Genomic DNA, 25,679 nt, shown 5'->3' with positions numbered 1-25,679 from the left:
TCCACAGCTCTCTGAGCTGATCGGAGCGTGCGGACCGAAGTGGGGCAGGATGCGAGTGTGCATCCTGCCCCACTTCGTCTGCTCCCCGAAGCTGAGCTGCAGGTGATGGTGCGTGACGGCGACATCGTTCGGTTCGGGCACGCGGACGCCGTCGGCTATGTCTCGGTGGCGGACAGGATCACGGCCGAGGTCCGCGCCGCTACGCTGGAGCCCCTGCTCACGGGCAGCTGCGCCGTCGGCGGTGCGTCGGCAGTATGGGTCCACGAGGGTGGGCCGACCCCGCACCTGGTGACACTGGCCACCTCACGCGGCTCACGCCCGCCCCAGGGGGTCGGCGGAGTGCGCTACCGCTCGACGGCCCCGCCAGCGCGGGCCGTGATGCTCGTCGGCGGCGTCCGAGTGGTTCGGCCATGGCAAGCGCTCTTCGACCTGCTCCACGACCCGCAGGCCTGCCAATCGACGATCGACCTCGCCGCGCGGCTCCTGGGCCTGAACCCCGTCGAATTGCTCGCCGAGCATCCGAACGTCAGACGCCCGTATGCTTCGCTCGCGAGGAGGCGAGCGACACTGGCGCTCACAAGCGAGACGCGCGAAGCTGGCGAGACTACTGAGTCTTGACCCGGTACACGTCGTAGACCCCGTCGATGCGACGCACGGCGTTGAGGACCCGGTCGAGGTGTGTTGTATCGCCCATCTGGAAGGAGAACTTGCTGATGGCCAGACGCGCCTTCGAGGTGTGCACGGTCGCAGACAGGATGTTGACGTGATGCTCGCTCAGGACGCGCGTGACATCGCTCAGCAGACCGGAGCGGTCGAGCGCCTCAACCTGGATGTTCACGAGGAACACGCTTGAGGAGCTCGGGGCCCACTGGACCTCGATCATGCGCTCGGGCTCGCGCAGGAGGGTCGAGACGTTGTTGCAGTCGGCACGATGCACAGAGACGCCCTGGCCGCGGGTCACGAAGCCGAGGATCTCGTCCCCGGGGACTGGAGTGCAGCATTTGGCGACCTTGACAAGGATGTCAGGCGCGCCCCTCACGAGCACGCCGGAGTCGCTGGTTGTCGGAATGGTCGTGCCCGGAGTGAACTGCGGGGCCTCATCCGCGGCAGGCACATCCTGCTCCTGGCGAAGTGCCGCCTGCAGCTTCTCCATGACGGACTGCGTCGAGACGTGCCCGTCGCCGACGGCCGCGTAGAGCGCGGTCACGTCGAGGTAGCGGAGGTTCGAGGCGACGGACGAGAATGCCTCCTGGACGTGGTCCTTGTTGAGTGGCAGGCCGGCCTTCCGGAGCGCCTTCGCGACGGAGTCCTTGCCTTGCTCGATGGCCTCGTCGCGGCGCTCTTTCGAGAACCACTGCCTGATCTTGTTCTTGGCTCGGGCGCTCGCCACGAAGGTCAGCCAGTCCTGCTTCGGCCCGGCGTCCGGATTCTTCGACGTGAAGACCTCGACGACGTCACCGTTCTGCAGCTTCGAGTCGAGGGGCAGGAGACGCCCGTTGACCTTGGCGCCCATTGTCCGGTGGCCGACGTCGGTGTGGATCGCGTAGGCGAAGTCCACGGGCGTTGCACCGGCGCTCAGCCCGATGACCTTGCCCTGCGGCGTGAAGACGTAGACCTCTTTGGCGCCGAGGTCGAAGCGCAACGAGTCGAGGAACTCGCCAGGATCCGTGGTCTCCTGCTGCCAGTCGCTGAGGTGCTTGAGCCACGCCATCTCCGTGCGGGTCTCGTCTGCCTTGTCCTGCTTGCCCGACTGGGCGTTCTGCTTGTACATCCAGTGCGCTGCGACACCGAACTCGGCGCGTCGGTGCATCTCGACGGTGCGGATCTGGATCTCGACGGGCTTGCCGTCTGGCCCGATGACCGTGGTGTGCAGCGACTGGTACAGGTTGAACTTCGGCGTTGCGATGTAGTCCTTGAAGCGGCCGGGCATCGGCGTCCACCTCGCGTGGATCGCTCCGAGCACGCCGTAGCAGTCGCGCACGGAGTCGACGATGAGGCGGATGGCCGTGAGGTCGTATATCTCGTCGAAGTCGCGGCCGCGCACGATCATCTTCTGATAGATCGAGTAGAGCTCCTTGGGGCGCCCGTAGACGTCTCCCCGCATCTTGAGCTGGCGGAGGTCGGACTGCACCTCGGCGATGACGCGCTGCACGTACTTTTCCCGCTCAGGCTGGCGGTGCGCGACGAGGTTCTTGATCTCGGAGTAGATCTTGGGGTTGATGACGGCGAAGGAGAGGTCCTCGAGCTCGTTCTTCATCGCCTGGATGCCCATGCGGTGCGCGAGGGGCGCGTAGATCTCGAGGGTTTCTTTGGCTTTGCTCTTCGCCTTTTCCGGGGACATGAAGCCCCACGTTCGGGCGTTGTGCAGCCGGTCTGCCAGTTTGATGACAAGAACGCGGATGTCCTTCGACATCGCGACGACCATCTTGCGCACGGTCTCAGCCTGGGCGTTGTCGCCGTACTTGACCTTGTCGAGCTTCGTGACCCCGTCGACGAGCATCGCGATCTCGTCTCCGAAGTCGGAGCGGAGCTCGTCGAGCGTGTACTCCGTGTCCTCGACGGTGTCGTGGAGGAGTGCAGCTGCGACCGTTATCGAGCCGATGCCCAGGTCGGCGAGGATCTTCGCGACCGCGACGGGATGCGTGATGTACGGTTCGCCACTGCGGCGGAACTGCCCCTCGTGGGCGTCCTTGGCGACCTCGTAAGCGCGCTGCACGAGCGCGGTGTTCGCGCGCGGGTCATGCTTTCTGAGCGACTTGAGAATCGGCTCGAGGACGTGCACGGGCTGCTTCGCGAACATTCGCGGCATTCGCCAGCGCAGCGAGGAGACTTCACTCACACAGCACCTCCATATGAATCATCACCCTGGTCTGCGTGGGTACGCAGACCAGGGTGATGACAAGTTATCACCGTGCGGGCAGTCCTCAGGACGCGGAGGCCTTCGGCGCCGGCTCGGACTCCGCAGCGGCTTCGTCCGCGGCGTTCTCGACTTCGTCCTTCGCGTCGTCTGCAGAGTCCTCGCGCTCCTTGAGCGCGCGGGCACGGGCAGCGAGGATGCGCTTGTCGGTGCGGGCGATCTCGGGCTCGCGAGAGCGCAGCGCGGCGTAGAGCGGACCGGCGACGAAGATCGTCGAGAGAGCTCCTACGAAGATGCCGATGAAGAGCGCGAGCGCGATATCGCGGAGCGTGCCAGCCCCCATGAGGAACGCGCCGATGAACAGGATCGCGCCGACCGGAAGCAGGGCGACAACCGAGGTGTTGATGGAGCGCACGAGGGTCTGGTTGATCGCGAGGTTCACGAGTTCGCCGAAGGTGCGTGAGGACTCCGCGTTGTAGTCCTCGGCGTTCTCGCGGATCTTGTCGAAGACCACGACGGTGTCGTACAGCGAGTAGCCGAGGATCGTCAGGAAGCCGATGACGGCGGCAGGCGTGACCTCGACACCCGTGATGGCGTAGACGCCTGCTGTCACGACGAGGTCGTGGGCCAGCGCGACGAGCGCCGCGATCGACATCTTCCAAGTGCGGAAGTACAGGGACATGAGGATGGCGGCGATCGCGACGAAGACGCCGAGGCCGATCACCATCTGACGAGTGATGTCCTGCCCCCACGATGGCCCGATGGTCGAGAGGTTCACGTCCTCGACCTGCACGGAGTACGCCTCGGCCAGCACGGCGCGAAGCTCGGTGTTCGCGTCCTCCGTGAGCGAGTCGGTCTGCACGCGGATGCCGCCGTCGCCGAGAACGGCGACCTTGGCGGGCGTCGGCGTGAACTCTGCGGCCGCGGCGATCGCGGGCTCCTGTTCGTCGCTTGCGGGCTGCGAGATCAGGAACTCGGAACCACCCGTGAACTCGATCCCGAGCTCGAGTCCGCCTCTGAGGATGGGAACGAGGATCGAGATGAGGATCGCAATTCCCGCGATGGAGAACCAGATCTTTCGCCTGCCGACGAAGTCGAAGGAGCGCTCACCGGTGTACAGGTCGTTGCCAAGCGTCTGGAACTTGCTCATCAGGCCTTCTCCCCATTGCTGGTCGTCGACTTCTGGTCGGCGCTTCCCGATCCGGCGGCAACGAGGTCGTCGCCGGCTTTCTTGGCCGCTTCGGCCTTGCGCTCGGCGAGGGTCTGCCGCTTGGTGGCCTCACGGGTCGCGCCGCGCTTCTTCTGCTCCGGCGTGCGGAACGTGCCGCGACCCCGGTAGACGGCACCGAGCGAACGCGGGTCGAGCCCGGATGCCGGGTGTCCGTCCGCGAAGAACGGGGTGCGAGCGAGGAGCCGCATGAGCGGGTGCGTGAACAGGGTCACGACGATGATGTCGATGATGGTCGTGATGCCGAGCGTCAGCGCGAAGCCGCGCACGTTGCCGACCGCTACGAAGAGCAGCACGATGGCGACGAGGAAGTTGACGGCGTCGGAGGCGAGGATCGTGCGGATCGCCCGGGTCCATCCGCCCTCGACTGCCGAGACGAGCCCCTTGCCGTCTCGCAGTTCGTCCTTGATTCGCTCGAAGTAGACGATGAACGAGTCGGCCGTTATGCCGATGGCGACGATGAGTCCCGCGACACCCGCCAGCGACAGCCTGTACCCCTCTTGGTTGGAGAGGTACGTGACGACGATGTAGGTCAAGGCGGCGGCGATGACCAGTGAGGCGACGGTGACGAGGCCCAGCGTCCGGTACTGGAAGAGCGAGTAGACGACGACGGCCGCGAGCCCGATGAGGCCCGCGATGAGGCCGTTCACGAGCTGCGAGCTGCCGAGGGTCGCCGAGATCGTCGAGGTCGACTGCGCGACGAAGTTGAAGGGCAGCGCGCCGAACTTGAGCTGGTCGGCGAGCGCCTTGGCGCTCTCCTCGTTGAAGTTTCCGGAGATCTGCGGCTTGCCGTCGGTGATCGCCGCGTTTGTGGTCGGAGCGACGATGACCTGGTTGTCGAGCGTCACGGCGAAACGGTTCTGGTTCTCCGTGAGGCCGACGAGGCGTTCGGTGACTCCCGCGAACTCCTGGGTGCCTTGTGCGTCGAACTCGATGTTGACTGCCCACTGGTTGGTGGTCGCACCCGTGCTCGTGGTGGTGAGCCCGCTGGAGGCGTCTGCGATGCGCTCGCCGGTGACCTCGACTGGGCCGAGGACGTACTTCTCGGTGCCGGAGTCGTCACACGTGATGAGCGGCTGCGTCGGGTCGATCTCGGCGGCGGGGGCGAGGTCGGCGCAGTTGAACTGCAGGAAGTCGACGTACATCTGCTCGGTGACCCAGTTCAGGTCACTCGCGTCGGTGGGCTCCGCCGTCGGCGTGGTCGAGAGTTCCTCTGGGAGCTGGTCTGCGGGGATGGCCTGGGTGTTCGCGGCCTGATCGGCGACAAGCACGGCCCGGAACTCGAGCTTCGCGGAGTTCTCGATGCGGTCGCGCGTCAGTTGGTCCATCTCGCCGGGCACGGAGACGACGATGTTCCGGCCGCCCTGCGTGGTGATCTCGGCTTCGGAGACGCCCGAGGCGTCGATGCGCTGGCGGATGATCGAAACCGCCTGCTGCATCTGCTCGGAAGACGGATCGGCCTGGCCCTCAGGCAGCTGGGCCGCGAGCACGACTTGCGTTCCGCCCTCGAGGTCGAGCGCGAGGCGCGGGGTCCACTGACCCCCCTGCGTGGCGACGGCCAGCCAGTTGAGGCCCACGAGGGCAAGGATGAGGATCAGGAGCCACGTGAGCGTGCGCCAGGCGCGCTGGACGATGCCAGCACCCCGACCACGACGCGCCGATGACGTTGTCGACTTCGCCAAAAGAGTTCTGCCTTCTGACCTCGAGACGAGGCCCGTGCGTGAAAGGGAGGGAGTCGCCTACGCCTTGTTGATGTTGGGTCCGGACTCAGAGCCGTTGTCGCCGTCGCGACGTTCTGCTTCTGCCTCAGCTTCGATCTCGGAGCGCTCCTCGACCGCGTCGTGCTCGGCGAGCGCGGAGGCGTCGTCCGGAACGGCCGGCGTGAGGATGTTCGCGATGGTCATCGAGTGGACGCGGAGGCGCGTGCCGGGCTCGGACTCGATCGTCGTGATGTTGTTGTCCTCGTCGATGTCGACGATGGTGCCGTATACGCCGCTCTGCGTCATGACGTCGGCGCCGATGACGGCGCTGCTGCGCATCTCCTGCTGCTGCGCCGAGCGCTTCTTGTTGCTGCGCCACATGAAGAAGATCATGACGCCGAGGAGGACGAGGGGAAGAAGGAGCGTGAGATCCATTGTGGGTGCCTTTCTGGCAGTCCGTACTACGACTATGCACGCCCGGAACGACGGCAAACGCATCTAGTGTACGTCGGGCGCGCCCGGATGTCGCTCAGCAAGAGGTGGAGCGTGAGGTGCCGCGAGTCAGAGGTCGAGGACCGGCCCCGTCGGAACCACTCCCCCTGGCAGGGCTCGGCTCAGGTGGGCGTAGGCCTGCTGGGTGGCGACTCGACCACGCTGCGTGCGTGTCACGAGTCCGGTCCGAACGAGGAATGGCTCCACGACGCTCTCCACGGTCTCCGCTTCCTCGCCGACCGAGACCGCAAGCGATCTGACTCCGACCGGACCCCCGGCGAATCGGTCGATGAGGGCCTGCAGGACAGCCCTGTCGAGCCGGTCGAGGCCAAGCGCATCCACGTCGTACACGAGCAGCGCGTGCTGGACAGCCTGCTCGTTGGCGTCGGTCTCGTGCACAAGGGCATAGTCGCGGACACGCCGCAGGAGGCGGTTCGCGATGCGCGGTGTGCCACGACTGCGCGTCGCGATCTCGGCGAGCGCCGCGTCGTCGACACGCAGGTCGAGGAGCCGGGCCGCGCGTGCCAGTACGCGCTCGAGTTCGCCGTCCTCGTAGAACTCGAGGTGTGCGGTGAAGCCGAAGCGATCGCGGAGGGGGTTTGGCAGGAGTCCAGCGCGAGTTGTCGCACCGATGACGGTGAACGGTGCGAGCTCGAGCGGCACGCTTGTCGCCCCCGCGCCCTTGCCGACCATGATGTCGATGCGGAAGTCCTCCATCGCGAGGTACAGCATCTCCTCGGCGGTGCGCGCCATGCGGTGGATCTCGTCGATGAAGAGCAGCTCGCCCGGCACGAGGCTCGAGAGCACGGCCGCGAGGTCGCCGGCGTGCTGCAGCGCGGGACCGCTGGTCAGCCGGATGGGCTGCCCGGTCTCCTCCGCCACGATGAGCGCAAGCGTCGTCTTGCCGAGGCCCGGAGGGCCAGCGAGGAGGATGTGGTCGGGCGTGCGGCTCTGCATGGCGGCGGCCTTGAGCAGTAGTTCGAGCTGAACTCGAACCTTCGCCTGTCCGACGAACTCCGCGAGGTTCGCTGGCCGGAGCGCGCCCTCGAAGGCGATCTCCGCCTCGGACTCCGGCGCTTCCGGGATGCGGGACGCGTCGGTCACGAGCGGCTCCCGGCCGGACCGAGCAGCTTGAGCGTCGCGCGCAGCAGCGCCGCGACGTCAGGATCCTCGCCATCAAGTGCCTTGGCGGCGTCGTCAACGGCGGGTGCGGCCTGACGCTCGGCGTAGCCGAGGCCAAGCAGGGCTTCGACGACGTCGCGGCGCAGCGCCGCGGAGGCGCTCTCGATGCTGGGCTCCCCCGCCGCCGTCCCTGGGGCGGGCGCAAGAGCGATTTTGCCCGCGAGCGAGAGAATGATGAGCTTCGCTGTCTTGGGGCCGATGCCGCTCACGGCGGTGAACGCCTTGACATCCTCATCGCTGACAGCTCGGGCGACCTGTTCGGGCTCGAGCTGAGCCAACACGCCGAGTGCGGACTTCGGCCCGACTCCGGTGACCGTGATGAGGTGCTCGAAGATCTCGAGCTCCTCGGCGCGCTGGAAGCCGTAGAGCGTCCACGCGTCTTCGCGGACAACGAGGTGCGTGAGGAGCAGTACCTCGGAATCAAGTCGCAACTGCAGCGCGTGGGCCGGGGTCACGTTCACCTGGTAGCCGACACCCGCGGCCTCGATCGTGACCGTGGTGGCGGTCCGGTACAGCACCTGGCCGCGGAGGGAAGCAATCACCGGTCTACCGTACGCGGCGGCTGCGCGTTTTCGCGGCACGCTCGGCGGCGAGCCACGCGCTCTGCGCAGCCGTCGGGGCATCCTTCGATCTAGGCGCAGATGCCGCCGCGCGCTCGGCAGGCGCGCGGTTCCCCGCTGACGCAAGTGCGTCGAGCGGGGACTTCCACGCGGAGCAGATCGCAAGCGCGAGGGCATCGGCGGCATCGGCCGGCTTCGGGATCTCGTCGAGGCGCAGGATGCGCTGCACCATGGTGCCGACCTGCTTCTTCTCGGCAGAGCCGTAGCCGGTCACGGCGGCCTTCACCTCGGAGGGCGTGTGCATGGCGGCCGCGATGCCGCGTCGTTCCGCCGCGACGAGCACAACGCCGGAGATCTGGGCGACACCCATGACGCTCGGCAGGTTCTGCTGCGCGAACACGCGCTCGAGCGCGATGGCGTCTGGTGCGAACTCGTCGAGGATGGCTTCGATGCCGTCGGCGAGGAGCCGCAGGCGACGGGGCAGCTCATCGCCTGGCGCGGACGTGACGACAGAGACATGGACGAACTCCACGCGCTGCCGTCCGTGCGCGTCGACGATGCCGAGGCCGCAGCGTGTGAGACCCGGATCGATGCCCAGGATGCGCCGCGGCACTCGGACTACTCGTCGTCTTCCGAGAGCTGCTGCTGCACCTCTGGGGATACGTCGATGTTGGTGAAGATGTTCTGCACGTCGTCGCTGTCTTCCAGCGCATCGATCAGGCGGAAGACCTTGCGAGCGGTCTCTGCGTCTGCTTCGACCTTGACGTTTGGCACGAACTCAGCGTCGGCCGAGTCGTAGTCGATGCCAGCGGCTTGCAGTGCGGTGCGCGCGCCGACCATCTCGCTCGCCTCGGTGCGGATCTCGAACACGTGGCCGTGGTCGATGACTTCCTCGGCCCCAGCGTCGAGCACGACCTCGAGGACATCGTCCTCGGTTGGCGTCTCCTCGTGCGGGACGACGATGACGCCCTTGCGCTCGAAGTTGAAGGCGACGGAGCCAGGGTCTGCCATGTTGCCGCCGTTGCGGCTCATAGCTGTGCGGACCTCGGCGGCCGCCCGGTTCTTGTTGTCGGTCAGACATTCGATGAGGAGGGCGATGCCGCCTGGGCCGTACCCCTCGTACATGATCGTCGTGTAGTCGATCGACTCGCCGGTGAGGCCAGCGCCGCGCTTGACGGCGCGGTTGATGTTGTCGATCGGGACGCTTGTCTTCTTCGCCTTCTGGATCGCGTCGGCGAGCGTCGGGTTGCCCGCGATGTCAGCTCCGCCGATCTTGGCCGCGACCTCGATGTTCTTGATGAGCTTGGCGAACGACTTCGCGCGACGCGAGTCGATGATGGCCTTCTTGTGCTTGGTCGTCGCCCACTTGGAGTGTCCGGACATCTGTTCTCCGTTGTTCTCGCGCGTCTCGCCGAAGCGGACCCCGCTGCTGATCGTGTGCACGCCGACACCATGGCCCGAGACGTGGGGCATCACTGGTCGCCGCCGGCGAGCGGTCTGCCCGCTAGTTTACTCCGGCTCCTGGACCGCTGCTGTTCAGTGTTCGGTCTACGCGTGCTCAGGCCATGCGCCCGCGAGGAAGACCGCGAGGGCGCGTTCCAGGGCCTCGATGTCGGCAATCGCTGCCAGCTCCCGAGCGGAGTGCATCGAGAGGATGGGGATACCGACGTCGACCGTCGAGATCCCGAGCCGGGTCGCCGCGATGGGGCCGATCGTCGACCCGCACGGCAGGGCATTGCTCGACACGAACGGCTGCACGTCGACGCCGGCGTTCTGGCAGACACCGCTCCAGAGTGCGCTCCCGCGCGCGTCCGTCGCGTAGCGCTGGTTCGCGTTCAGTTTGAGCAGAGTTCCGCGGCCGGCGACCGGTCGCGTCTCGTCGTCATGCTTCTCCGGGTAGTTGGGATGCACGCTGTGGCCGAGGTCGCTCGAAACCAGCCACGAGGCTGCAAGCGCACGGCGTTGCTGCGCGGGGCCAGCTCCGAGGCCTTCCTGGATGCGCGCGAGGACGTCACCGAGGAACGGGCCGGCTGCCCCTGAGCGACTTGCCGAGCCGACCTCTTCGTGGTCGAAGGCTGCGATGACCGGGATGACGCCGCTCGGTACGGTTTCGACGAGAGCCGTGGTGGCAGCGTGCACACTCACGAGGTTGTCGAGGCGGGCTCCCGCGAACAGGGCCTCGCCGTGCCCGAAGAGACGGGCCTCTTGCGCGTCAGCGACGAAGAGATCGTGCCCCGTGATCGACTCGGGGTCGATGCCGGCGTCCGCCGCTAGCGCCGCCAGGACGCCGCCAGCGGCATCGAGACCGAGCACGGGGTGCGTGTGGCGCTGCGGATCGAGCACAAGCCCACGCTCGTTCACTCCCCTGTCGAGGTGGATGGCGAGCTGCGGAATGCGCGCGATGGGGCCCGTCGCGGCGAGCACGGTTGTCCCGTCGGCGAGCGCGAGACGCCCGGCGACGAGGAGTTCACGGTCGAGCCAGGAGTTGAGGAGGGGGCCGCCGTATACCTCGACTTCGAGGCGCCGCCAGCCCTGCGCGGTTGACTCCGGAGTCGGCTTGAGTTTGAAGCCCGGAGAGTCGGTGTGGGCGCCGACGATCGCGAACGGCGTGGTCGGCGTGGTCGATTCAGGCACACGCCAGGCGATGACCGCGCCGTCGCGGACGACGACGTACCCCCCTGCATCCTGTGGCCATTCGTTGCGCTCGTCGAGCGCCGTGAAGCCGGCGTCCTCGAGTCGTCTGGCAACCTCGGCCGCCGCGTGGAAGGACGACGGCGAATCGCGGATGAACGCGGCGAGCGAATCGCTCACCTGCTTGCTTCTGGCTGCCTTGCTCGGCCGGCGTCTCGCCATTTTCTGCTCCTGGCTCTCTATCGATTCGACTGGTGTGCTGGCTCTGGTCAGGCGGAGTGCTCTGCGACCAGGTCCAGGAAGTAGCGGTGGAAGCGCGCCTCGCCGTTCATCTCCGGGTGGAAGGAAGTCCCAAGCAGGTTGCCCTGCGCGACGGCGACCACTCGCCCGTCCGGGAGCGAAGCCATGGCCCGCGCCTGCGGCCCGACGGACTCAACCACCGGTCCGCGGATGAACGTGGCATGCACGGCGGGTTCGCCGAGCTCCGGCACGGCAAGCTGCGTCTCGAAGGACTGGTTCTGTGAGCCGAAGGCGTTGCGCCGCACGGTGACGTCGAGTCCGCCGAAGCTCTGCTGTCCGTTGATCGAGTCAAGTACGGTGTCGGCGAGCATGATGAGGCCCGCGCAGGTGCCGAACACCGGCATGCCTGCCGCGATGCGGGCCTTGATGGGCCCAGCGATCTCGAAGATGCGCGACAGCTTGTCGATGACGCTCGACTCGCCCCCCGGGATGATAAGGCCGGAGACGGCATCGAGCTGGGCGGGCGTGCGGACCTGCACCACTTCTGCACCGAGGTCCGTGAGCACCTGCTGGTGCTCACGGACGTCGCCCTGCAGTGCGAGGACGCCGACTGCGGGAGGTAGTGCCAAAGCCTCGCTACCAGCCGCGCTCTGCGAGGCGGTGCGGGGCCGCGAGGTCGGAGACGTTGATGCCGACCATCGCTTCACCCAGTCCGCGCGAAGCTGCGGCGATCACAGCCGGATCGTCGAACGCCGTGGTTGCCTTGACGATCGCCGCGGCGCGCTGCGCCGGGTTGCCCGACTTGAAGATGCCTGAGCCGACGAAGACGCCGTCGGCGCCGAGTTGCATCATCATGGCGGCATCGGCTGGCGTCGCAACGCCGCCCGCAGTGAAGAGCACAACAGGCAGCTTGCCGGTCTCGGCGATCTCGCGGACCAGCTCGTACGGCGCCTGGAGTTCCTTGGCGGCGACATACAGCTCGTCGCGCGTCATCGAGGTGAGGGCCGCAACTTCGCCGCGGATCTTGCGGATGTGCTTGGTCGCCTCGGACACGTCGCCCGTACCTGCCTCACCCTTCGAGCGAATCATGGCTGCACCCTCGTTGATGCGGCGCAGCGCCTCACCGAGGTTGGTGGCGCCGCAGACGAATGGCGTCGTGAACTGCCACTTGTCGATGTGGTTCACGTAGTCGGCCGGGCTCAGCACCTCCGACTCGTCGATGTAGTCGACGTCGAGGGCCTGGAGCACCTGCGCCTCGACGAAGTGGCCGATGCGGGCCTTCGCCATGACGGGGATGGAAACCTCGGCGATGATGCTCTCGATGAGGTCTGGGTCGCTCATGCGCGCGACGCCTCCCTGCGCGCGGATGTCGGCGGGTACGCGCTCGAGGGCCATGACGGCGACGGCGCCGGCATCTTCCGCGATGCGGGCCTGCTCGGCCGTGACGACGTCCATGATCACGCCGCCCTTGAGCATCTCGGCCAGGCCGCGCTTGACTCGGTTGGAGCCTACGGTCCCGTCGGCGCCGACGAGAGGGGCAGTGCTTTCGCTCATGATGTCCTTACTTTCCGCGTGCAGTCAGTGCAAGGCGGTTCGGGTGTGAATAGTGCTCAAGTCTAGACGGGCGTGCACCGGCGGATGGTTGGGCGACTGCCCAATGAAAACGCCGGAGTTCAGGCGGTCGGCCAGGCTTCGGCGAGCGCTTGTCGTGTCTCCCCCAGCAGCGACGGAAACGCTTTCGTCTTCGCGATGATCGGGAAGAAGTTGGCGTCGAACTGCCAGCGCGGGACGATGTGCTGGTGCAGGTGCCCCGCGATGCCAGCGCCCGCGAGCCGTCCCTGGTTCATCCCGATGTTGAAGCCGTCAACGTTCGAGACCTCCCGCAGCACCCGCATCGCGGTCTGCGTGAGATGCGCGATCTCCAGCACCTCGTCTTCCGATGCCTCGTCGTACATGGCCACGTGCCGATACGGGCACACGAGCAGGTGCCCCGAGTTGTACGGGTACAGGTTCATGACGACAAACGCGTGCTCCCCGCGGGCCACGATGAGCGACTTGGTGTCATCCATCGTGGGCCCGACGCAAAATGGGCAGGCATCTTCGGCGGGGTCCTGGCCGTCCTGGATGTACGCCATCCGATGGGGCGTCCAGAGCCGCTGGAAGGAATCGGGCACCCCGGCGAAGTCGGCGGAGCGCTCGATCTCGAGGCCGTCCAGTTCTCCTTCGGGGAACCCGAGAGCGCTCATGCCAGGTCTTCTGCCGTGTTGACGAGCAGGTGCTCGTCGACCGCTCCCCGCACAAGCCGGATCGCGTCCTCGATCGGAACGCCGTTGCGCTGCGTTCCATCACGGAAGCGGAAGGAGACCGTCTTCGCGGCACGGTCATCTTCGCCCGCGATGAGCTGGAACGGCACCTTGGCCTTCGTGTGATTCCGGATCTTCTTGGGCATGCGATCGTCGGATGCGTCGAGCTCTGCGCGCACACCGTGCGAGCGCAGTTCGTCGACAATGCCCTGCAGGTACTCGCCGTACTGCTCGGCGACGGGGATCGCGACGAGTTGGACCGGCGACAGCCAGACAGGGAAGGCACCCGCGTAATGCTCGACGAGCACGCCGAAGAACCGTTCGATGGACCCGAAGAGCGCGCGGTGGATCATGACGGGACGCTGACGCGTGCCATCCGGTGCCGCATACTCCATGTCGAACAGCTCTGGGAGGTTGAAGTCGAGCTGGATGGTCGACATCTGCCAGGTGCGTCCGATGGCGTCGCGGGCCTGCACGGAGATCTTCGGCCCGTAGAAGGCGGCCCCGCCCGGATCCGGCACCAGGTCGAGACCGGACGCGGTGGCAACCTCCTCGAGGGTGCGAGTCGCCTCCTCCCAGGTCGCGTCGTCGCCCACGAACTTCTCCGGGTTCTTGGTCGACAGCTCAAGGTAGAAGTCGTCGAGTCCGTAGTCCTTGAGCAGCGAGAGCACGAACTTGAGCGTGCGAGTCAGTTCGTCGCGCATCTGGTCGCGCGTGCAGTAGATGTGCGCGTCGTCTTGGGTGAAGCCGCGCGCACGAGTCAAGCCGTGCACAACCCCGGACTTCTCCATGCGGTAGACCGTGCCGAACTCGAACATCCGCAGCGGGAGTTCGCGGTACGAATGCGCCCCCTGGTTGTAGATCAAGTTGTGCATCGGGCAGTTCATGGGCTTCAGGTAGTAGTCCTGGCCCTGCTTCGTGACGTTGCCCGCCTCATCCACTTCCTCGTCGATGCGCATCGGCGGGTACATGCCGTCGCGATACCAGTCGAGATGTCCGGAGATCTCGTAGAGACGTCCCTTGGTGATGTGGGGCGTGGAGACGAAGCTGTAGCCCTCCTGCACGTGGCGCTTGCGGGAATGCTCCTCCATCTCGAGCTTGATGATTCCGCCCTTGGGGTGGAACACCGGAAGCCCGGAGCCGAGCTCGTCCGGGAAGCTGAACAGGTCGAGCTCGCGACCGAGGCGGCGGTGGTCGCGCTTCATGGCCTCCTCGATGCGCTCCTTGTAGGCGCGCAGCTCGTCCTTGGTCGGCCAGGCGGTTCCGTAGATGCGCTGGAGCTGCGGGTTCTTCTCCGAGCCGCGCCAGTAGGCGGCAGCCGAGCGGAGGATGGCGAATCCGTTGCTGAGCATGCGGGTCGACGGGACGTGCGGGCCTCGGCAGAGGTCCTTCCAATAGACCTCGCCGGTCTTGGGGTCGACGTTGTCGTACATTGTGAGCTCGCCGGCCCCGACTTCGACCGACTCATTGTCCGCGTTGGCTCCGCTGCCCTTGAGGCCGATGAGTTCGAGCTTGTAGGGCTCGCTCGCCAGCTCCGCCCTGGCCTCATCGTCAGTGACGACACGGCGCACGAAACGCTGACCCTGGCGCTGGATGCGCTGGGCCTCCTTCTCAATCGCCTTGAGGTCCTCGGGGGTGAACGGCGTCTCGACGTCGAAGTCGTAGTAGAACCCGTCCGTGATGGGCGGGCCGATGCCAAGCCTGGCGTCCGGGTTGATCTTCTGCACTGCCTGGGCGATGACGTGAGCGGCCGAGTGGCGCAGGATGCTGAGTCCCTCGGCGCTGTCGATTGTCACGGGCTCCGCGACGGCACCCTCTGGCACGGCCGTGGCGAGGTCGACGAGCTCGCCGTCGAGCTTCATCGCGACGACGGAGCGGTCTGTGAAGAGCTCGAATCCGGTGGTCGTCGCGCCGGACGTGTTGTCCTGGCGGGGTTCGGTCTCGAGGTCAACGGGATCGCTGGTCACGATGCTCCTTGTCGTTAGGCATGAACAAGCGACCACTTTATCGCGGGACGACCCGCTCCCAGCGCACCGAACAGGGGGAGTCGGGCAGGCGACTACTTCGAGCGTCCGTCGGCCTTGGGCGTGAACGTGCCGATGTCCTCTGGCTCGTCGTGCGCCGAAGCAGAGGGAGCCGATCGCCCTGAGGCTCCGGCGGGCTTCGCCCCGTCCGGACGGGGCGAACCCTTGGCCTCCGACTCGGTCTTCCCGTCCTTGCCGAGGGTGTCGACGAGGCTGTTCAGCGCGAGGAGGGCGAGGCGAATCTTCTGGTGGTGGCGGCCGGCCGTCTTTACGTCCAGCTTCTCGGCAAGCTTCACCGCCTGGTCCTTGATGACGCTCTCACGCCCGGTCACGACCTTCTTCAGCCCCGTGTGCACGGCCTGCACGCGCGCGCCGGAGTCGGCAGATTCCCGCATGCGCTCACCATTGGGCGCACCGGTTTTCCCACCGGTGTTGCCGCTGCTGCCGCTGCCAGTCGAAGTCATCGTTCCTCCAAGTGCGCCGGGCGGCGCGATCCGTGATGGCATCAAGATACGCGTAATCGCGATACATCGCGTGTGAAGACGCTGGGTGACGATTTGGCCAGATACACAGCCAATATGTCCTCGTCTCCCACTAGCCTGAAGTCAGCGATCGGCACACTGCCTTTGGCGAACGAACAACCAAAGGTTGCCGAACGAGGGGATCCTCACATTTCGACTTCATCTTCTCCGCTCCCCCAAGCGTCCGGCCCTATGCAGGGCATCGGTCGCATCCGGACAACAAAGCCTCGCACCCCCGGGGCCAAGTCCGTCACCCAGAGCTACAGCGCCGTGTCGAAGGTCATCCGCGAGATGGGCCTACTCAAGCGCACACGCTGGTTCTACGGGATGCTGGCGGCCGGCCTGATCGTTGCCCTCGGCGGCGCTATCACGGGGTTCATCCTTCTCGGCGACAGCTGGTTCCAGCTCCTGATCGCCGCCGCGCTCGGAATCATCTTCACGCAGTTCGCGTTCATCGCCCACGAGGCCTCGCACCGCCAGGTGCTTGAGTCCGGCCCTGGCAATGACCGCCTGGGGCGCTTCCTCGCGGCCGGCGTTGTGGGTATGAGCTACAGCTGGTGGATGACGAAGCACACGAAGCACCACGTGAACCCGAACAAGATGGGCAAGGACCCTGACATCGACTTCGACACAATCTCCTTCACGGAAGAGGATGCTCGTAAGCAGACCGGTCTGCTCGCGCTCATCACGCGCAAGCAGGGCTACCTGTTCTTCCCGTTGCTCACGTTCGAGGGGTACAACCTCCACTTCCGCTCCATCAAGTCGCTCTTCACGCGTCAGCCCATCAAGGGCCGCTGGATTGAGTTCACCATGATAGCCGTCCGCTTCGCGATCTACTTCGGTGCCATCTTCTGGCTGCTCCCTCTCGGTATGGCGTTCGCGTTCGTCGCCGTGCAGATGGCTGTCTTCGGGGTCTACATGGGCGCCTCTTTCGCCCCGAACCACAAGGGCATGCCGATCATCCCGGCTGACGTGAAGATGGACTTCTTCAGCAAGCAGGTCCTCACGTCGCGCAACGTCAGCGGTGGCTGGTGGGCCAGCGCGCTCATGGGTGGCCTCAACTACCAGGTCGAGCACCACCTCTTCCCGAGCATGCCTCGTCCGCACCTTGCACGAGCCCGCGAGATTATTCGCGAGCACTGCCAGAACCTTGAGGTCCCGTACACCGAGACGACGCTCATCAAGTCCTACGGAATCGTGATCGAGTACCTGAACAGGGTTGGCCTGCAGGCCCGCGACCCGTTCGACTGCCCGCTCGTGAATCAGTTCCGCCGCGTCTGATCTCAGACACGCAGAGAAAGCCCATCCGGAGCACCGGGTGGGCTTTTTCGTTTCCGTGACGACCCCGCTCTCCAGCTATTCGTAAATCTACGAATAGTGATATGCTCGTGGCATGAGCATCCACTTCCAAGCACAGATGCCTTCCGGGTGGAAGGCCACCAGCGCCATCCGCACAATGCGCTTCCCAGGCGGCGAGGTCTCCCTCGTCATCCCAGAAGCACTCGACGAGAAGCCGGCGTACGCAACCGTCACCGGGGCCGACCCGGTTGACTACCTCGCCCTCGGACTCTGGGCCGACTACGTCCACCAGGTGGGGCACCGCGCGGTCGCACTCCTGCCCTACCTGCCAGCTGCGCGCGCCGACCGCGGCGTGCCGTTCGGCGCCAAGGTCTATGCCGAGCTCATCAACGGGTTCGCGCTTGACCAGGTGATCGTGTTCGACCCGCACTCCGAGGTCGCGCCGGCACTGATCAAGAACGTCAAGGTCATTGGCTCCGCGCCGTACGTCCGTCGAGCTGCCATCGGTCGCGTGGGCGACGATCACGACCTCGTCGGCGTCATCGCACCGGACGCCGGGGCTGTGCGTCGCGCCCAAGCAGCGGCCACGGCGCTCCACCTGCCCCTTTACCTGGCAGAGAAGCACCGCGACTTCGCAACCGGTCGCCTCTCTGGCTTCAGCTGCGAGTCGCTCCCCGCAACCGGTCGCCTCTTGGTCGTCGATGACATCTGCGACGGAGGCGGCACCTTCAGGGGCCTGGCGGAGGCGACCGGCCTACCGAGGGAGCGCCTTGCCCTCTTCGTCAGCCACGGGGTCTTCTCGGGCGATGCGCCCTCCCTGCGACAGCACTTCGGAGAGATCATCACCACCGATTCGCACCCTGGCGCCGCGCGCGAAGGGGTTGCCACCAAGGTGCTCTCGATTCGCAACATCCTCGCGCCCTTCGTCGAGGCCTAGCCCTCCCGGTGCGGCTCGTCTCTTCCAGACGACCACATCGTTCAGACGGCCAGACCACATCGTTCAGACAGCCAAATCAGAAAGGCAAGACCATGGATTTCGCGCCAGTTGCCCCGCTCTTCCAGACCGACGCCTACAAGCTCGGCCACCTTCAGCAGTACGGACTTGCCGGTGAGGTCACGGGCGTGTACTCCAACTACACGAACCGCGGATCCCGCATCCCGGACATCGGCGCCGTAATCCACTTCGGTCTGCAGGCGTTCCTGGACACCTACGCTGACTCCTTCACGGTGTTCTTCGACGCCGACGAGGACCAGGTCTGCGCGGCCTACGAGGCCAGGCTGACCGGCATCCTCGGCCAAAACACGATCGGGAGCGCGCATATCCGAGCCCTGCACCGTCTCGGGTTCCTGCCGTTGCGGTTCTGCGCGGTGCCGGAGGGAACGGCCGTGCCGCTGCGCATCCCGAGCTTCACGATCGAGAACACCCACCCCGACTTCTTCTGGCTGACGAACTACATCGAGACGGTGCTGAGCGCCCAGATCTGGCAGGCCTCGACAACCGCGACGGTGGCCAGGGCCATGCGAGAGACGCTCGAGGGAGCGGCGGAGCGAACGGGCACTCCTGCGGCCGCCGTTGACTGGCAGGGGCACGACTTCTCGTACCGGGGGATGTCCTCCAACGAGACGGCCGCGATGAGCGGGGCTGCGCACTTGCTCAGCTTCACCGGAACCGACTCTCTCGTCGCCATCGACTGGATCGAGCGTCACTACGGAGGGGAATTCATCGCGGGGAGCGTGCCGGCCACGGAGCACTCGGTCATGTGCGCGGGAATCGCGACGGTCGGTGAGCGTGAACTCTTCGAGCGGCTGCTCGGCCTCTACCCCAGTGGAATCGTCTCTGTCGTTTCCGACACGTTCGACCTGTGGCGCGTGCTCACCGAGTACCTTCCGGCGCTCAAGAGAGAAGTGCTCGCCCGCGATGGCAAGCTCGTCATCCGGCCCGATTCCGGGGATCCCGTCGACATCCTCTGCGGGGTCGAAGGCAAGCCCGACGCCAAGCCGGCTGAACGCAAGGGCGTCATCGAGCTCTTGTGGGACACCTTCGGCGGCACGGTGAACACGGCTGGGTACAAGGAGCTGGACACGCACATCGGTGCCATCTACGGCGATTCCATCACCCGAGAGCGTGCGGTTCGCATCACCGAACGGCTTGCCTCGAAGGGCTTCGCCTCTGGAAACGTCGTCTTCGGCATGGGAAGCTTCGGGTACCAGTACCAGACCAGGGACACGTTCATGTCCGCGATCAAGGCGACATGGATTCGGGTCGACGGTCGTGGTGTCGACATCCGAAAGGACCCAGTGACCGACAGCGGAACGAAGAAGAGCGCCACAGGTCGACTTGCTGTCGTGCGCGATCCCGAGGGCCAGATGCGTCTGATCGAGCGCGCGACGCCTGCGGAGGAAGCGGATTCACTACTCCAGCCCGTCTGGGAAGACGGAGTGTTCCTTCGACGCCAGAGCTTCCCGGATATCCGTGCGGTGCTCTCCCAGCAGACGGTGCTGCGTTGAGCGAGGCCTACGACCAGCCGCTCGTCGCGATGGATGCACTGCCGGTGCGTTACCGCGACGAGCGGCTGGAGTTCGGCCTGGCTCCCCGCGAGTATTCCCCGCACGAGAGGGTGGAGGCCCTTCCCGGAGTGCTCCTCCTCGCCGGCGAGCACGGTACAGCCCCCGTGCTGCGGGCTCTGCGCACAAAGGCCGGCATCCCGGAAGTCGAGGTGCGGCTGACTCGCCAGCTCGGCTGGTTCGACGGCACGATGCGTGACCCGCGCAGTGCGACCATCTCGCTGGCGAGCCTCGTGCTCCTGGAGGCGGACGCTCGCGATGGCAAGCTGCGCTGGCATCCGCTCGATGCTGTGCCCCCGCTGCCGTTCGACCACACCGTCATCGTCCGATCGGCGCGCGTTCGTCTCGGTGAGATCGTCTGGCGGGACTGGGATGTCACGAGAGCACTCCTCGGCGAGAAGTTCACGTCGGGGACCGCCATTGCGCTTGGAGCGGCACTGCAGGCTGAGCCGTTCGACCGACCGAACTTCCGCCGCTGGCTCGAGGGAACGGGGGCCGTTCGGGTCACGACGGATACGACGGGGGTCAAGCTGCGGGGCCGCACAACCGTCTGGGAATGGAACGACTGACGCGACGAGGGAAGCCCCCAACGACGCGCGGATGGGGAGAAGTCCCCTGACCCGGAGCCCAGTCCCGCCCTGCCGGGCTCCTAGGCTGGCACAAGCCGGACGGGCAGAGGGCTCGGTTAATGGCTGTCGAAAGGACCCCACATGAACCGTCGTATTGCAGTATTGACCATCGCGGCCGCAGCCATGCTCGGCCTCAGTGCCTGCTCGGGATCGCCCTCCGCGGACTCGGGAAGCACCGCAGACTCCGGCTCGGCCGCTGAGGCGCCAGCGAGTGACCAGTCAGTGGCGGACGCATGCGCCGTTGTGCAGACGAAGCTGCAGGAGGCTTCGACGGCACTGTCGGAGATCGACATTACTGCGACCACGTCCGACCCTCAGACCACTATCGACGCCTTCAGTGAGACCGTTGATGGGATCGGCGATGCCGCCGAGTCAGTGTCGAACGAAGAGGTAAAGACCGCGACGACGGCAGTCCACGAGGACTTCGTGACCGTGCGGGACCTCATGCAGAAGGTCCTCATTGATCAGGACACGTCGGTCGCTGGCGAGCTGAGCACGGCAACCACCGACATGCAGACGTCTGGCAACGAGCTCAACACCCTCTGCACCAGCTGACCTCAGGGCGAGCGTCCGGGGCGCTCCGATGGCGCAGCACAGGCTGCGCCATCGGAGCACGCGTCTTTTCGAGGCTCCCCGCTCGCGGTGCGAGCGTGCCGGCGAGCTACGAGTCGACCTCGGACGTCGACGAGAGCCACGCGATGATGAGCTTCTTCTTCGTCGGTGACAGGAGCCGCCCCGGAGAGCCACTCGCCTTGAGCGCCTCCCGCTCGAAGGAGAGCCCGGGATGCGCAGCTTCTAGGTCCCGCAATATGCGCGGAAGATCGTTCGGACTGCCTGCAGGGGGCACCTCACCGGCGACGCCGTGCCCCCGGTCGTAGGCTGCAAGAGGGCTGCTCTTCGGCGGCCGCCAGCGGTCTGCCCCGAGGACATCTCGATTGATGGCACCCAGGCGGAGAGACCAGCGGCTGGGGGTCCCCGGCCGATGCTCGATGTCGACGTAGACGCCCGCATCCGCTCGCCCCTCAGCGAGCTCGCTAGGGATCGCGAGGTTGACTGCCCAGTACTCGGCAGGAAGGTTGAGACCGAGTCCGGAGGCCCAGCTGGCCGCGAGCGTCTCGGGCTCCAGACCCAGGCGGGCACGTGCAGCCGTGCGCAGTGCTGTGGAGCAAGCGAGTTCCGGGTACAAGCCGGCCACGAACTGCACGTGCTCAGCCTGGTTCGGGTCCATCTGCTCCACAAGCGCCGCCAGCCGCGAGATTGGCTCCTCTGCCGAATTCGACAGCTCGGAGTCCCCAGAAGCAATGAGCAGGGCTGCCAGCGCGTAGTCGGACTCGCGGAACTCGGGTGAGAACGCCCCAGCGGCGAGTCCACCGATCTCGGTGGTGCGAGTCTGTACTAGCGCGTCGCCCACCACGGCGACAACTTCGGGTGTCAGTACACCCGCCACCCTGTCCGCATCTTTGCGGTTTCCTGGGGCACGCGCGTACGAGGCGAACTTCTTGGCCGCCCTCGCAAGCGCCGTGCGTGTTACAGAGCTGTCGGATGCAGTCGCGGCTGCCTCGAGCCGTTCTGAGATGCTCTCGTGTTGCGTCATGCCCTGCACCATACTGGCGACAGCCGACAAAGCGGCTCCTCGAGTGAGGGGAGTCTGGAAGTCACGAAAGGATGGGGTACATGGTCGAGATGCCGCACATCGCAGAGGCCTGGAAAACGATCGAGCGTGTCCTGCGCGAGAGTGTCCCCGCGGTCGCCGATACGCTCCGTCCGGGCGTCGACGATGCTGCGTTGGCTGAGCTCACTAGAGCCGTGGGTGAGTTGCCTGACGAGCTGGTGGCAAGTCTGCGCATCCACGACGGGCAGGACAACCCAACCCGGCTTCTTGATCTCTTCGACTATCTGACCTTTCTGAGCGCCGAGGCGATGCTCGACGACCACCGAGTGCGGGGCGAAGCGCTCGGCGACGATCTGGACTCAGATGAGTACTCCTGGATGACTCCGGATCGAGTGCGAACGATCCCGAACAGCCGCGGCTGGCTCCGATTCACCGATTCGGATGGGACGGGTCACGCCATCGACCTTGATCCGCTATCGGCGGGCGAACGCGGGCAGGTCATCTGGCTGCCGATCGACGGGCCGACGCCGACTCCGATCGCCGCATCCTACGGGGCACTCTTGACGAGACTGGCTCGCTGCCTCGAGGACGGGGATTTCACGGTTGACGAGGAGCTCGGAGTGCTCCGCCTCGGACGAGACCTCACGACCTGAGGTGTTTCAGTCGCTGCCGGGAGCGTTCGCCGCAGCCTTCTCGAAGACCCAGATCGCCTTCGTGTCCGGGAACCAGGGCGTGCCGTCCGCTTCGAGCACGGTCCATCCCGAGAGGTGCTGCCGGTACCCGGGCTGGACCCACGCCTCCCGGTGCACAACAGACAACCCCAGGCCCAGGCCCAGAACTTCCTGGACCAGCTCGTCGAGCTCGAACTGGCAGTACTGCTCTTGTGCCTCCCTCGGGAGCGACTCAAGGCCCCAGTTGACCGTCAGCAGGGCCTCCGAGACGGCCCGGGCTGACCCTGTGAAGCTGTGAGGCCCGCTCGCGGTTAGGGCCGCCAGCTCCGGCACCGGGACTTGCTCCAGGTACGCGCCGATCAGCGCGTCCCCGGCCTCTCCAGGTGAGATGAGGGTCAGCGTTCGGTCTGCATCGGCCGGCGTGACGAAGTCTCGGATGATCAACACGCCACCAGGGGCAAGCGCTCCCCCGATGACGGCCAGGTTCGCCAGCGCCGCTTCTCGGCCGTTCTCGGGGCCGCGCGGGTTGTAGGAGGCGATCTCGTGCAAGACCGAGCTCATTACGATGCCGTCCAGATCGTGCAGGCCGAGCTCGGCGAGCTGGTCCGCGGTCCCAGACCGAACCGTGATGCCGTCGATCTCGTTGAGATGAGCGACGGCATCGTCGGAGTCGTCGAGCGCGATGACATCCTTGACGTCGGGAAGCTCCGCAATTCTTGCAGCCAGCTCTCCCCCGCCAGCCCCGATGTCGAGGATGCGTCCGCCGCGCACCCAGTCGGTGAGCTGGGTCTTCTCCTCGACTGCCGCCGCCATTCGCTGGAAGTAGCGCTCCTCAAGCCCACGGCGCGAAGACCTAGCCGCGGGAGAGATTGACGTGTCGGCCACTGACTTCATGACGAGGCCCTTCGATTGTTCCGACACCTGGTGGGGATACAAAGAAGGCCCCTGAAATTTCAGGGGCCTTCTTCTCAATGGTGGGCGATACTGGGATCGAACCAGTGACCTCTTCCGTGTCAGGGAAGCGCGCTACCGCTGCGCCAATCGCCCATTGCGAGGTGACGACGGGATTCGAACCCGTGTGGACGGCTTTGCAGGCCGCTGCCTCGCCTCTCGGCCACGTCACCGTGTTGTGGGTTGAAACCCGTGCAAACTCTGTTTGGTGTTTACCACCAGACTGAGTCACACTCGAGCGGATGACGAGATTCGAACTCGCGACCCTCACCTTGGCAAGGTGATGCGCTACCACTGCGCCACATCCGCATTGCGCTTGTCTCGGGAACTTCCGTTCCGGCTTGACCAGCGCGAGAATGACTCTATAGGAACTCGGGCCGCGATACAAAATCCACCGGTGTAATTCGACGAAAGTCCTGGTCGGGGCGGCAAGTCGCCGAGGGGCACTCAAGCCCATCCCCGCATCTCGGCCTACCGGACCGACGCAGACGCGCTCACCCCGCCCGCGTTTGGCTTCCGGATCCCGGGCAGTCGAGTTCGGCACCTCGACTGACCGACACGACCGCGTCTCGCATACAGCGGTGCTCATGGAGCGCCTGGATCTATGGCATGATTACTTTTCGTCGCGGGTGATTGGCGCAGTTGGTAGCGCGCTTCCTTCACACGGAAGAGGTCGTGGGTTCGAGTCCCGCATCACCCACCGCGCGAACCCCCGGTCGGGAAGGCATTTGCTCTTTCAGGTCCGGGGGTTTTTGTTGCCCAGATGGCCCCGAATGCGGGTGAAGGCACCGTGGCCGGAGCTTGTGGTGGGATCGGCAAGCACAGGCAACGGTTCGCAACGGAACGGTGTCGCTTCGCCGCCGCTTTCGTCGAGGCCGAGGATGGCGTCATGAACCTACAGTTGCTCGACGCGATCCGTTTCGTGACGGAGACCTCATCCCAGAGCAGTTGGCCAAACTGCCGATCGGCCGCACCACCGCCCCATCATCGCCCAGCTGCACGACGAGCTCCTCGCTGCTGGCTACCACCGTTCCAGCGTCGTTCGGTGGGCAACCACAGTCAAATCGGCGTTCACCTGGGCGATCTCGCAGGAACTCGTCGGTGCCGATCCGATCTCGAAAACGTCAGTGCCCACCGCCGTCACGACATACCAGGAACCGATCAGGGCCATGACGTACGAGCAGAGCGCGTCCGTGTTGGCTAGTGCCGCAAAGACGCGTGGACCGTGGGCGGAAATCCCCGATTTCTTCCTCGAGACGGGCCTGCACTGGGTGGCCTGGCGGACCTCCGAGTTTCGCGCGACGAGCAATCCCCAAGCCATACATCACAGTGTCCTGAGCGACTCAGATGGCTACGAGCCGAAGTCCACGAAAAGCTGTCAGACGGGTCGAGTACCTCGATCACCCAGGTTACGAGACATGATCGAGCGTCACATCAGCAGCAAGACATCCGACGCTCTGCTCTCCACATGCTGTGTCGCCGGGCGACTCAACGGCACCAATATCTAACGCTTCCTCGACCGGAAGGCACTCGGCATCGGCTTCCGTATCCACGATCTCCGCCACACCCCACCGGCTGTCAGCGGGGATCGATGTCGCAACAGTCTCCAGCTGGCTCGGGCACAGCAACGCCACAGGACCATGAACATCTACAGTCACCACCTCGGCGGCGCCAGTGACCAAATTGCACTCGAGCGAGTCACCGCGCACCGTGCGTCAGTCGAGCGTGTCCACAGCGACGTCGTCACGCCGGTAGAGCCGCGTGCTCGCGTCCAGCTCTCGGCCGCCGGGCACGAACTCCTCGCGAAGGGGTAGCTCTGCTGGGTGAGCAGTCGAAGGAAGACGTCCCGCCTAGACGGGCATGAGCACTCACAACCCGCACCCTTCCCTCCTCGCCTGTACTGATGCGGAGACCACCGGTTTCGACGATGAGTCCGGCCTCCTCCTCGAGGTTGCCGCCCCCGTCGACGACGTGATCTCGCTCAACGTCGCACCGCGCAGCGTCGAACCCTTCATCGGCGGACTCGGGCCGCGATATCGACCGGGCTCTGCCCGTGGCTGGCCACCGGGCGATGGATGACCTCGGCGCGTGCCAGGCGACTGGTCGGAGCGTTAGCGACAGCATCCAGGCGGTGCTCGCAGCGTTGGACCGCTCATGACCCGGAGCGACACCCGGCCGAGCGAGGCTACGGGTCAAAGCTCCTCCGCTCCCCCT

The 25,679-nt window shown here is 65.8% G+C and carries 25 protein-coding genes and 4 tRNA genes; 10 read left to right on the top strand and 19 right to left on the bottom strand.

Annotated features, from left to right (window positions below; translation table 11 throughout):
• Nucleotides 1–57: 57 nt before the first annotated feature.
• Nucleotides 58–618 (top strand): hypothetical protein, encoded by a 561-nt coding sequence (locus C5B85_RS03505; RefSeq protein ID WP_104284632.1) that lies wholly within the window; start codon nt 58–60, stop codon nt 616–618.
• Here C5B85_RS03505 and C5B85_RS03500 read toward each other — a convergent pair.
• From C5B85_RS03500 to C5B85_RS03435, 14 genes are all read right to left on the bottom strand, one after another.
• Entirely contained in the window at nt 605–2,809 is a 2,205-nt protein-coding gene (locus tag C5B85_RS03500; protein WP_104284796.1) for a bifunctional (p)ppGpp synthetase/guanosine-3',5'-bis(diphosphate) 3'-pyrophosphohydrolase, read from the bottom strand. The genes C5B85_RS03505 and C5B85_RS03500 overlap by 14 nt on opposite strands.
• Nucleotides 2,810–2,924: 115 nt before the next feature.
• Entirely contained in the window at nt 2,925–4,007 is a 1,083-nt protein-coding gene (gene secF, locus C5B85_RS03495) for a protein translocase subunit SecF (RefSeq protein WP_104284631.1), read from the bottom strand.
• A complete protein-coding gene (gene secD, locus C5B85_RS03490) occupies nt 4,007–5,767 on the bottom strand; it encodes a protein translocase subunit SecD (protein ID WP_258070557.1) in 1,761 nt (586 codons plus the stop codon). Before secD ends, secF begins: the two co-directional genes overlap by 1 nt.
• A 57-nt stretch (nt 5,768–5,824) precedes the next feature.
• Nucleotides 5,825–6,220, bottom strand: a complete 396-nt coding sequence (yajC, locus tag C5B85_RS03485; RefSeq protein ID WP_181064256.1) for a preprotein translocase subunit YajC — start codon at nt 6,218–6,220, stop codon at nt 5,825–5,827.
• A gap of 126 nt (nt 6,221–6,346) precedes the next feature.
• On the bottom strand, nt 6,347–7,381 hold the full coding sequence (ruvB, locus tag C5B85_RS03480) for a Holliday junction branch migration DNA helicase RuvB (protein ID WP_104284629.1): 1,035 nt from the start codon (nt 7,379–7,381) through the stop codon (nt 6,347–6,349).
• Nucleotides 7,378–8,001 carry a Holliday junction branch migration protein RuvA gene (ruvA, locus tag C5B85_RS03475; RefSeq protein WP_104284628.1) on the bottom strand — a complete coding sequence of 208 codons (624 nt, stop codon included), beginning with the start codon at nt 7,999–8,001 and terminating at the stop codon, nt 7,378–7,380. Before ruvA ends, ruvB begins: the two co-directional genes overlap by 4 nt.
• Before the next feature lie 4 nt (nt 8,002–8,005).
• A complete protein-coding gene (ruvC, locus tag C5B85_RS03470; protein ID WP_104284627.1) occupies nt 8,006–8,632 on the bottom strand; it encodes a crossover junction endodeoxyribonuclease RuvC in 627 nt (208 codons plus the stop codon).
• Nucleotides 8,633–8,637: 5 nt separating this feature from the next.
• Nucleotides 8,638–9,402 carry a YebC/PmpR family DNA-binding transcriptional regulator gene (locus tag C5B85_RS03465; RefSeq protein ID WP_104284794.1) on the bottom strand — a complete coding sequence of 255 codons (765 nt, stop codon included), beginning with the start codon at nt 9,400–9,402 and terminating at the stop codon, nt 8,638–8,640.
• 165 nt (nt 9,403–9,567) lie between these two features.
• Nucleotides 9,568–10,872: a M18 family aminopeptidase gene (locus C5B85_RS03460; RefSeq protein ID WP_104284626.1), complete on the bottom strand. Its 1,305-nt coding sequence runs from the start codon at nt 10,870–10,872 to the stop codon at nt 9,568–9,570.
• A 47-nt stretch (nt 10,873–10,919) separates the two neighbouring features.
• A complete protein-coding gene (gene pdxT, locus C5B85_RS03455; protein WP_104284625.1) occupies nt 10,920–11,519 on the bottom strand; it encodes a pyridoxal 5'-phosphate synthase glutaminase subunit PdxT in 600 nt (199 codons plus the stop codon).
• A gap of 7 nt (nt 11,520–11,526) precedes the next feature.
• The gene (gene pdxS, locus C5B85_RS03450) at nt 11,527–12,444 is read right to left on the bottom strand and encodes a pyridoxal 5'-phosphate synthase lyase subunit PdxS (protein ID WP_068484376.1); all 918 of its coding nucleotides are present in this window, start codon (nt 12,442–12,444) and stop codon (nt 11,527–11,529) included.
• A 119-nt stretch (nt 12,445–12,563) separates the two neighbouring features.
• Entirely contained in the window at nt 12,564–13,136 is a 573-nt protein-coding gene (locus C5B85_RS03445) for an HIT domain-containing protein (RefSeq protein WP_104284624.1), read from the bottom strand.
• Nucleotides 13,133–15,055: a threonine--tRNA ligase gene (thrS, locus tag C5B85_RS03440; RefSeq protein ID WP_104284793.1), complete on the bottom strand. Its 1,923-nt coding sequence runs from the start codon at nt 15,053–15,055 to the stop codon at nt 13,133–13,135. Before thrS ends, C5B85_RS03445 begins: the two co-directional genes overlap by 4 nt.
• A gap of 197 nt (nt 15,056–15,252) precedes the next feature.
• Complete coding sequence (locus C5B85_RS03435; protein WP_104284623.1) at nt 15,253–15,681, bottom strand: hypothetical protein; 429 nt, start codon at nt 15,679–15,681, stop codon at nt 15,253–15,255.
• A 249-nt stretch (nt 15,682–15,930) separates the two neighbouring features.
• Between C5B85_RS03435 and C5B85_RS03430 the strand changes: the two genes are divergently transcribed.
• From C5B85_RS03430 to C5B85_RS03410, 5 genes are all read left to right on the top strand, one after another.
• Entirely contained in the window at nt 15,931–17,019 is a 1,089-nt protein-coding gene (locus C5B85_RS03430) for an acyl-CoA desaturase (RefSeq protein ID WP_104284622.1), read from the top strand.
• A 112-nt stretch (nt 17,020–17,131) separates the two neighbouring features.
• Nucleotides 17,132–17,974, top strand: a complete 843-nt coding sequence (locus C5B85_RS03425) for a phosphoribosyltransferase family protein (RefSeq protein WP_104284621.1) — start codon at nt 17,132–17,134, stop codon at nt 17,972–17,974.
• 92 nt (nt 17,975–18,066) lie between these two features.
• Nucleotides 18,067–19,545, top strand: coding sequence for a nicotinate phosphoribosyltransferase (locus C5B85_RS03420; protein ID WP_104284620.1), 1,479 nt, complete (start codon nt 18,067–18,069; stop codon nt 19,543–19,545).
• On the top strand, nt 19,542–20,171 hold the full coding sequence (locus C5B85_RS03415; RefSeq protein WP_104284619.1) for an NUDIX hydrolase: 630 nt from the start codon (nt 19,542–19,544) through the stop codon (nt 20,169–20,171). The genes C5B85_RS03420 and C5B85_RS03415 overlap by 4 nt, the downstream gene beginning before the upstream one ends.
• Nucleotides 20,172–20,312: 141 nt before the next feature.
• Nucleotides 20,313–20,786 (top strand): hypothetical protein, encoded by a 474-nt coding sequence (locus C5B85_RS03410; protein ID WP_146077832.1) that lies wholly within the window; start codon nt 20,313–20,315, stop codon nt 20,784–20,786.
• 106 nt (nt 20,787–20,892) lie between these two features.
• On the opposite strand, the gene C5B85_RS03405 is transcribed toward C5B85_RS03410, so the two are convergent.
• Nucleotides 20,893–21,825, bottom strand: coding sequence for a hypothetical protein (locus C5B85_RS03405; RefSeq protein ID WP_146077831.1), 933 nt, complete (start codon nt 21,823–21,825; stop codon nt 20,893–20,895).
• Between the two features lie 80 nt (nt 21,826–21,905).
• On the opposite strand from C5B85_RS03405, the gene C5B85_RS03400 reads away from it, so the two are divergent.
• Entirely contained in the window at nt 21,906–22,496 is a 591-nt protein-coding gene (locus tag C5B85_RS03400; protein ID WP_219819325.1) for an SMI1/KNR4 family protein, read from the top strand.
• 6 nt (nt 22,497–22,502) lie between these two features.
• Here the strand turns inward: C5B85_RS03400 and C5B85_RS03395 are convergent, their stop codons facing one another.
• From C5B85_RS03395 to C5B85_RS03380, 4 genes are all read right to left on the bottom strand, one after another.
• On the bottom strand, nt 22,503–23,408 hold the full coding sequence (locus C5B85_RS03395; protein WP_181064255.1) for a methyltransferase domain-containing protein: 906 nt from the start codon (nt 23,406–23,408) through the stop codon (nt 22,503–22,505).
• A 78-nt stretch (nt 23,409–23,486) separates the two neighbouring features.
• A tRNA-Val gene (locus C5B85_RS03390) sits at nt 23,487–23,561 on the bottom strand.
• Nucleotides 23,562–23,567: 6 nt separating this feature from the next.
• A tRNA-Cys gene (locus tag C5B85_RS03385) sits at nt 23,568–23,638 on the bottom strand.
• Between the two features lie 64 nt (nt 23,639–23,702).
• Nucleotides 23,703–23,774: transfer RNA gene (locus C5B85_RS03380), tRNA-Gly, on the bottom strand.
• Between the two features lie 318 nt (nt 23,775–24,092).
• Here C5B85_RS03380 and C5B85_RS03375 point away from each other — a divergent pair.
• From C5B85_RS03375 to C5B85_RS03365, 3 genes are all read left to right on the top strand, one after another.
• Nucleotides 24,093–24,165 (top strand) — tRNA-Val (locus C5B85_RS03375).
• A gap of 940 nt (nt 24,166–25,105) precedes the next feature.
• Nucleotides 25,106–25,279, top strand: a complete 174-nt coding sequence (locus tag C5B85_RS19100) for a hypothetical protein (protein ID WP_181064254.1) — start codon at nt 25,106–25,108, stop codon at nt 25,277–25,279.
• Nucleotides 25,280–25,325: 46 nt separating this feature from the next.
• Nucleotides 25,326–25,544 carry a hypothetical protein gene (locus C5B85_RS03365; protein WP_104284614.1) on the top strand — a complete coding sequence of 73 codons (219 nt, stop codon included), beginning with the start codon at nt 25,326–25,328 and terminating at the stop codon, nt 25,542–25,544.
• Nucleotides 25,545–25,679: the final 135 nt, after the last annotated feature.

This window comes from Pseudoclavibacter sp. AY1F1 (genome assembly GCF_002931075.1).
GTDB lineage: Bacteria > Actinomycetota > Actinomycetes > Actinomycetales > Microbacteriaceae > Pseudoclavibacter.
This window is presented reverse-complemented; position numbering and strand designations above follow the sequence as displayed.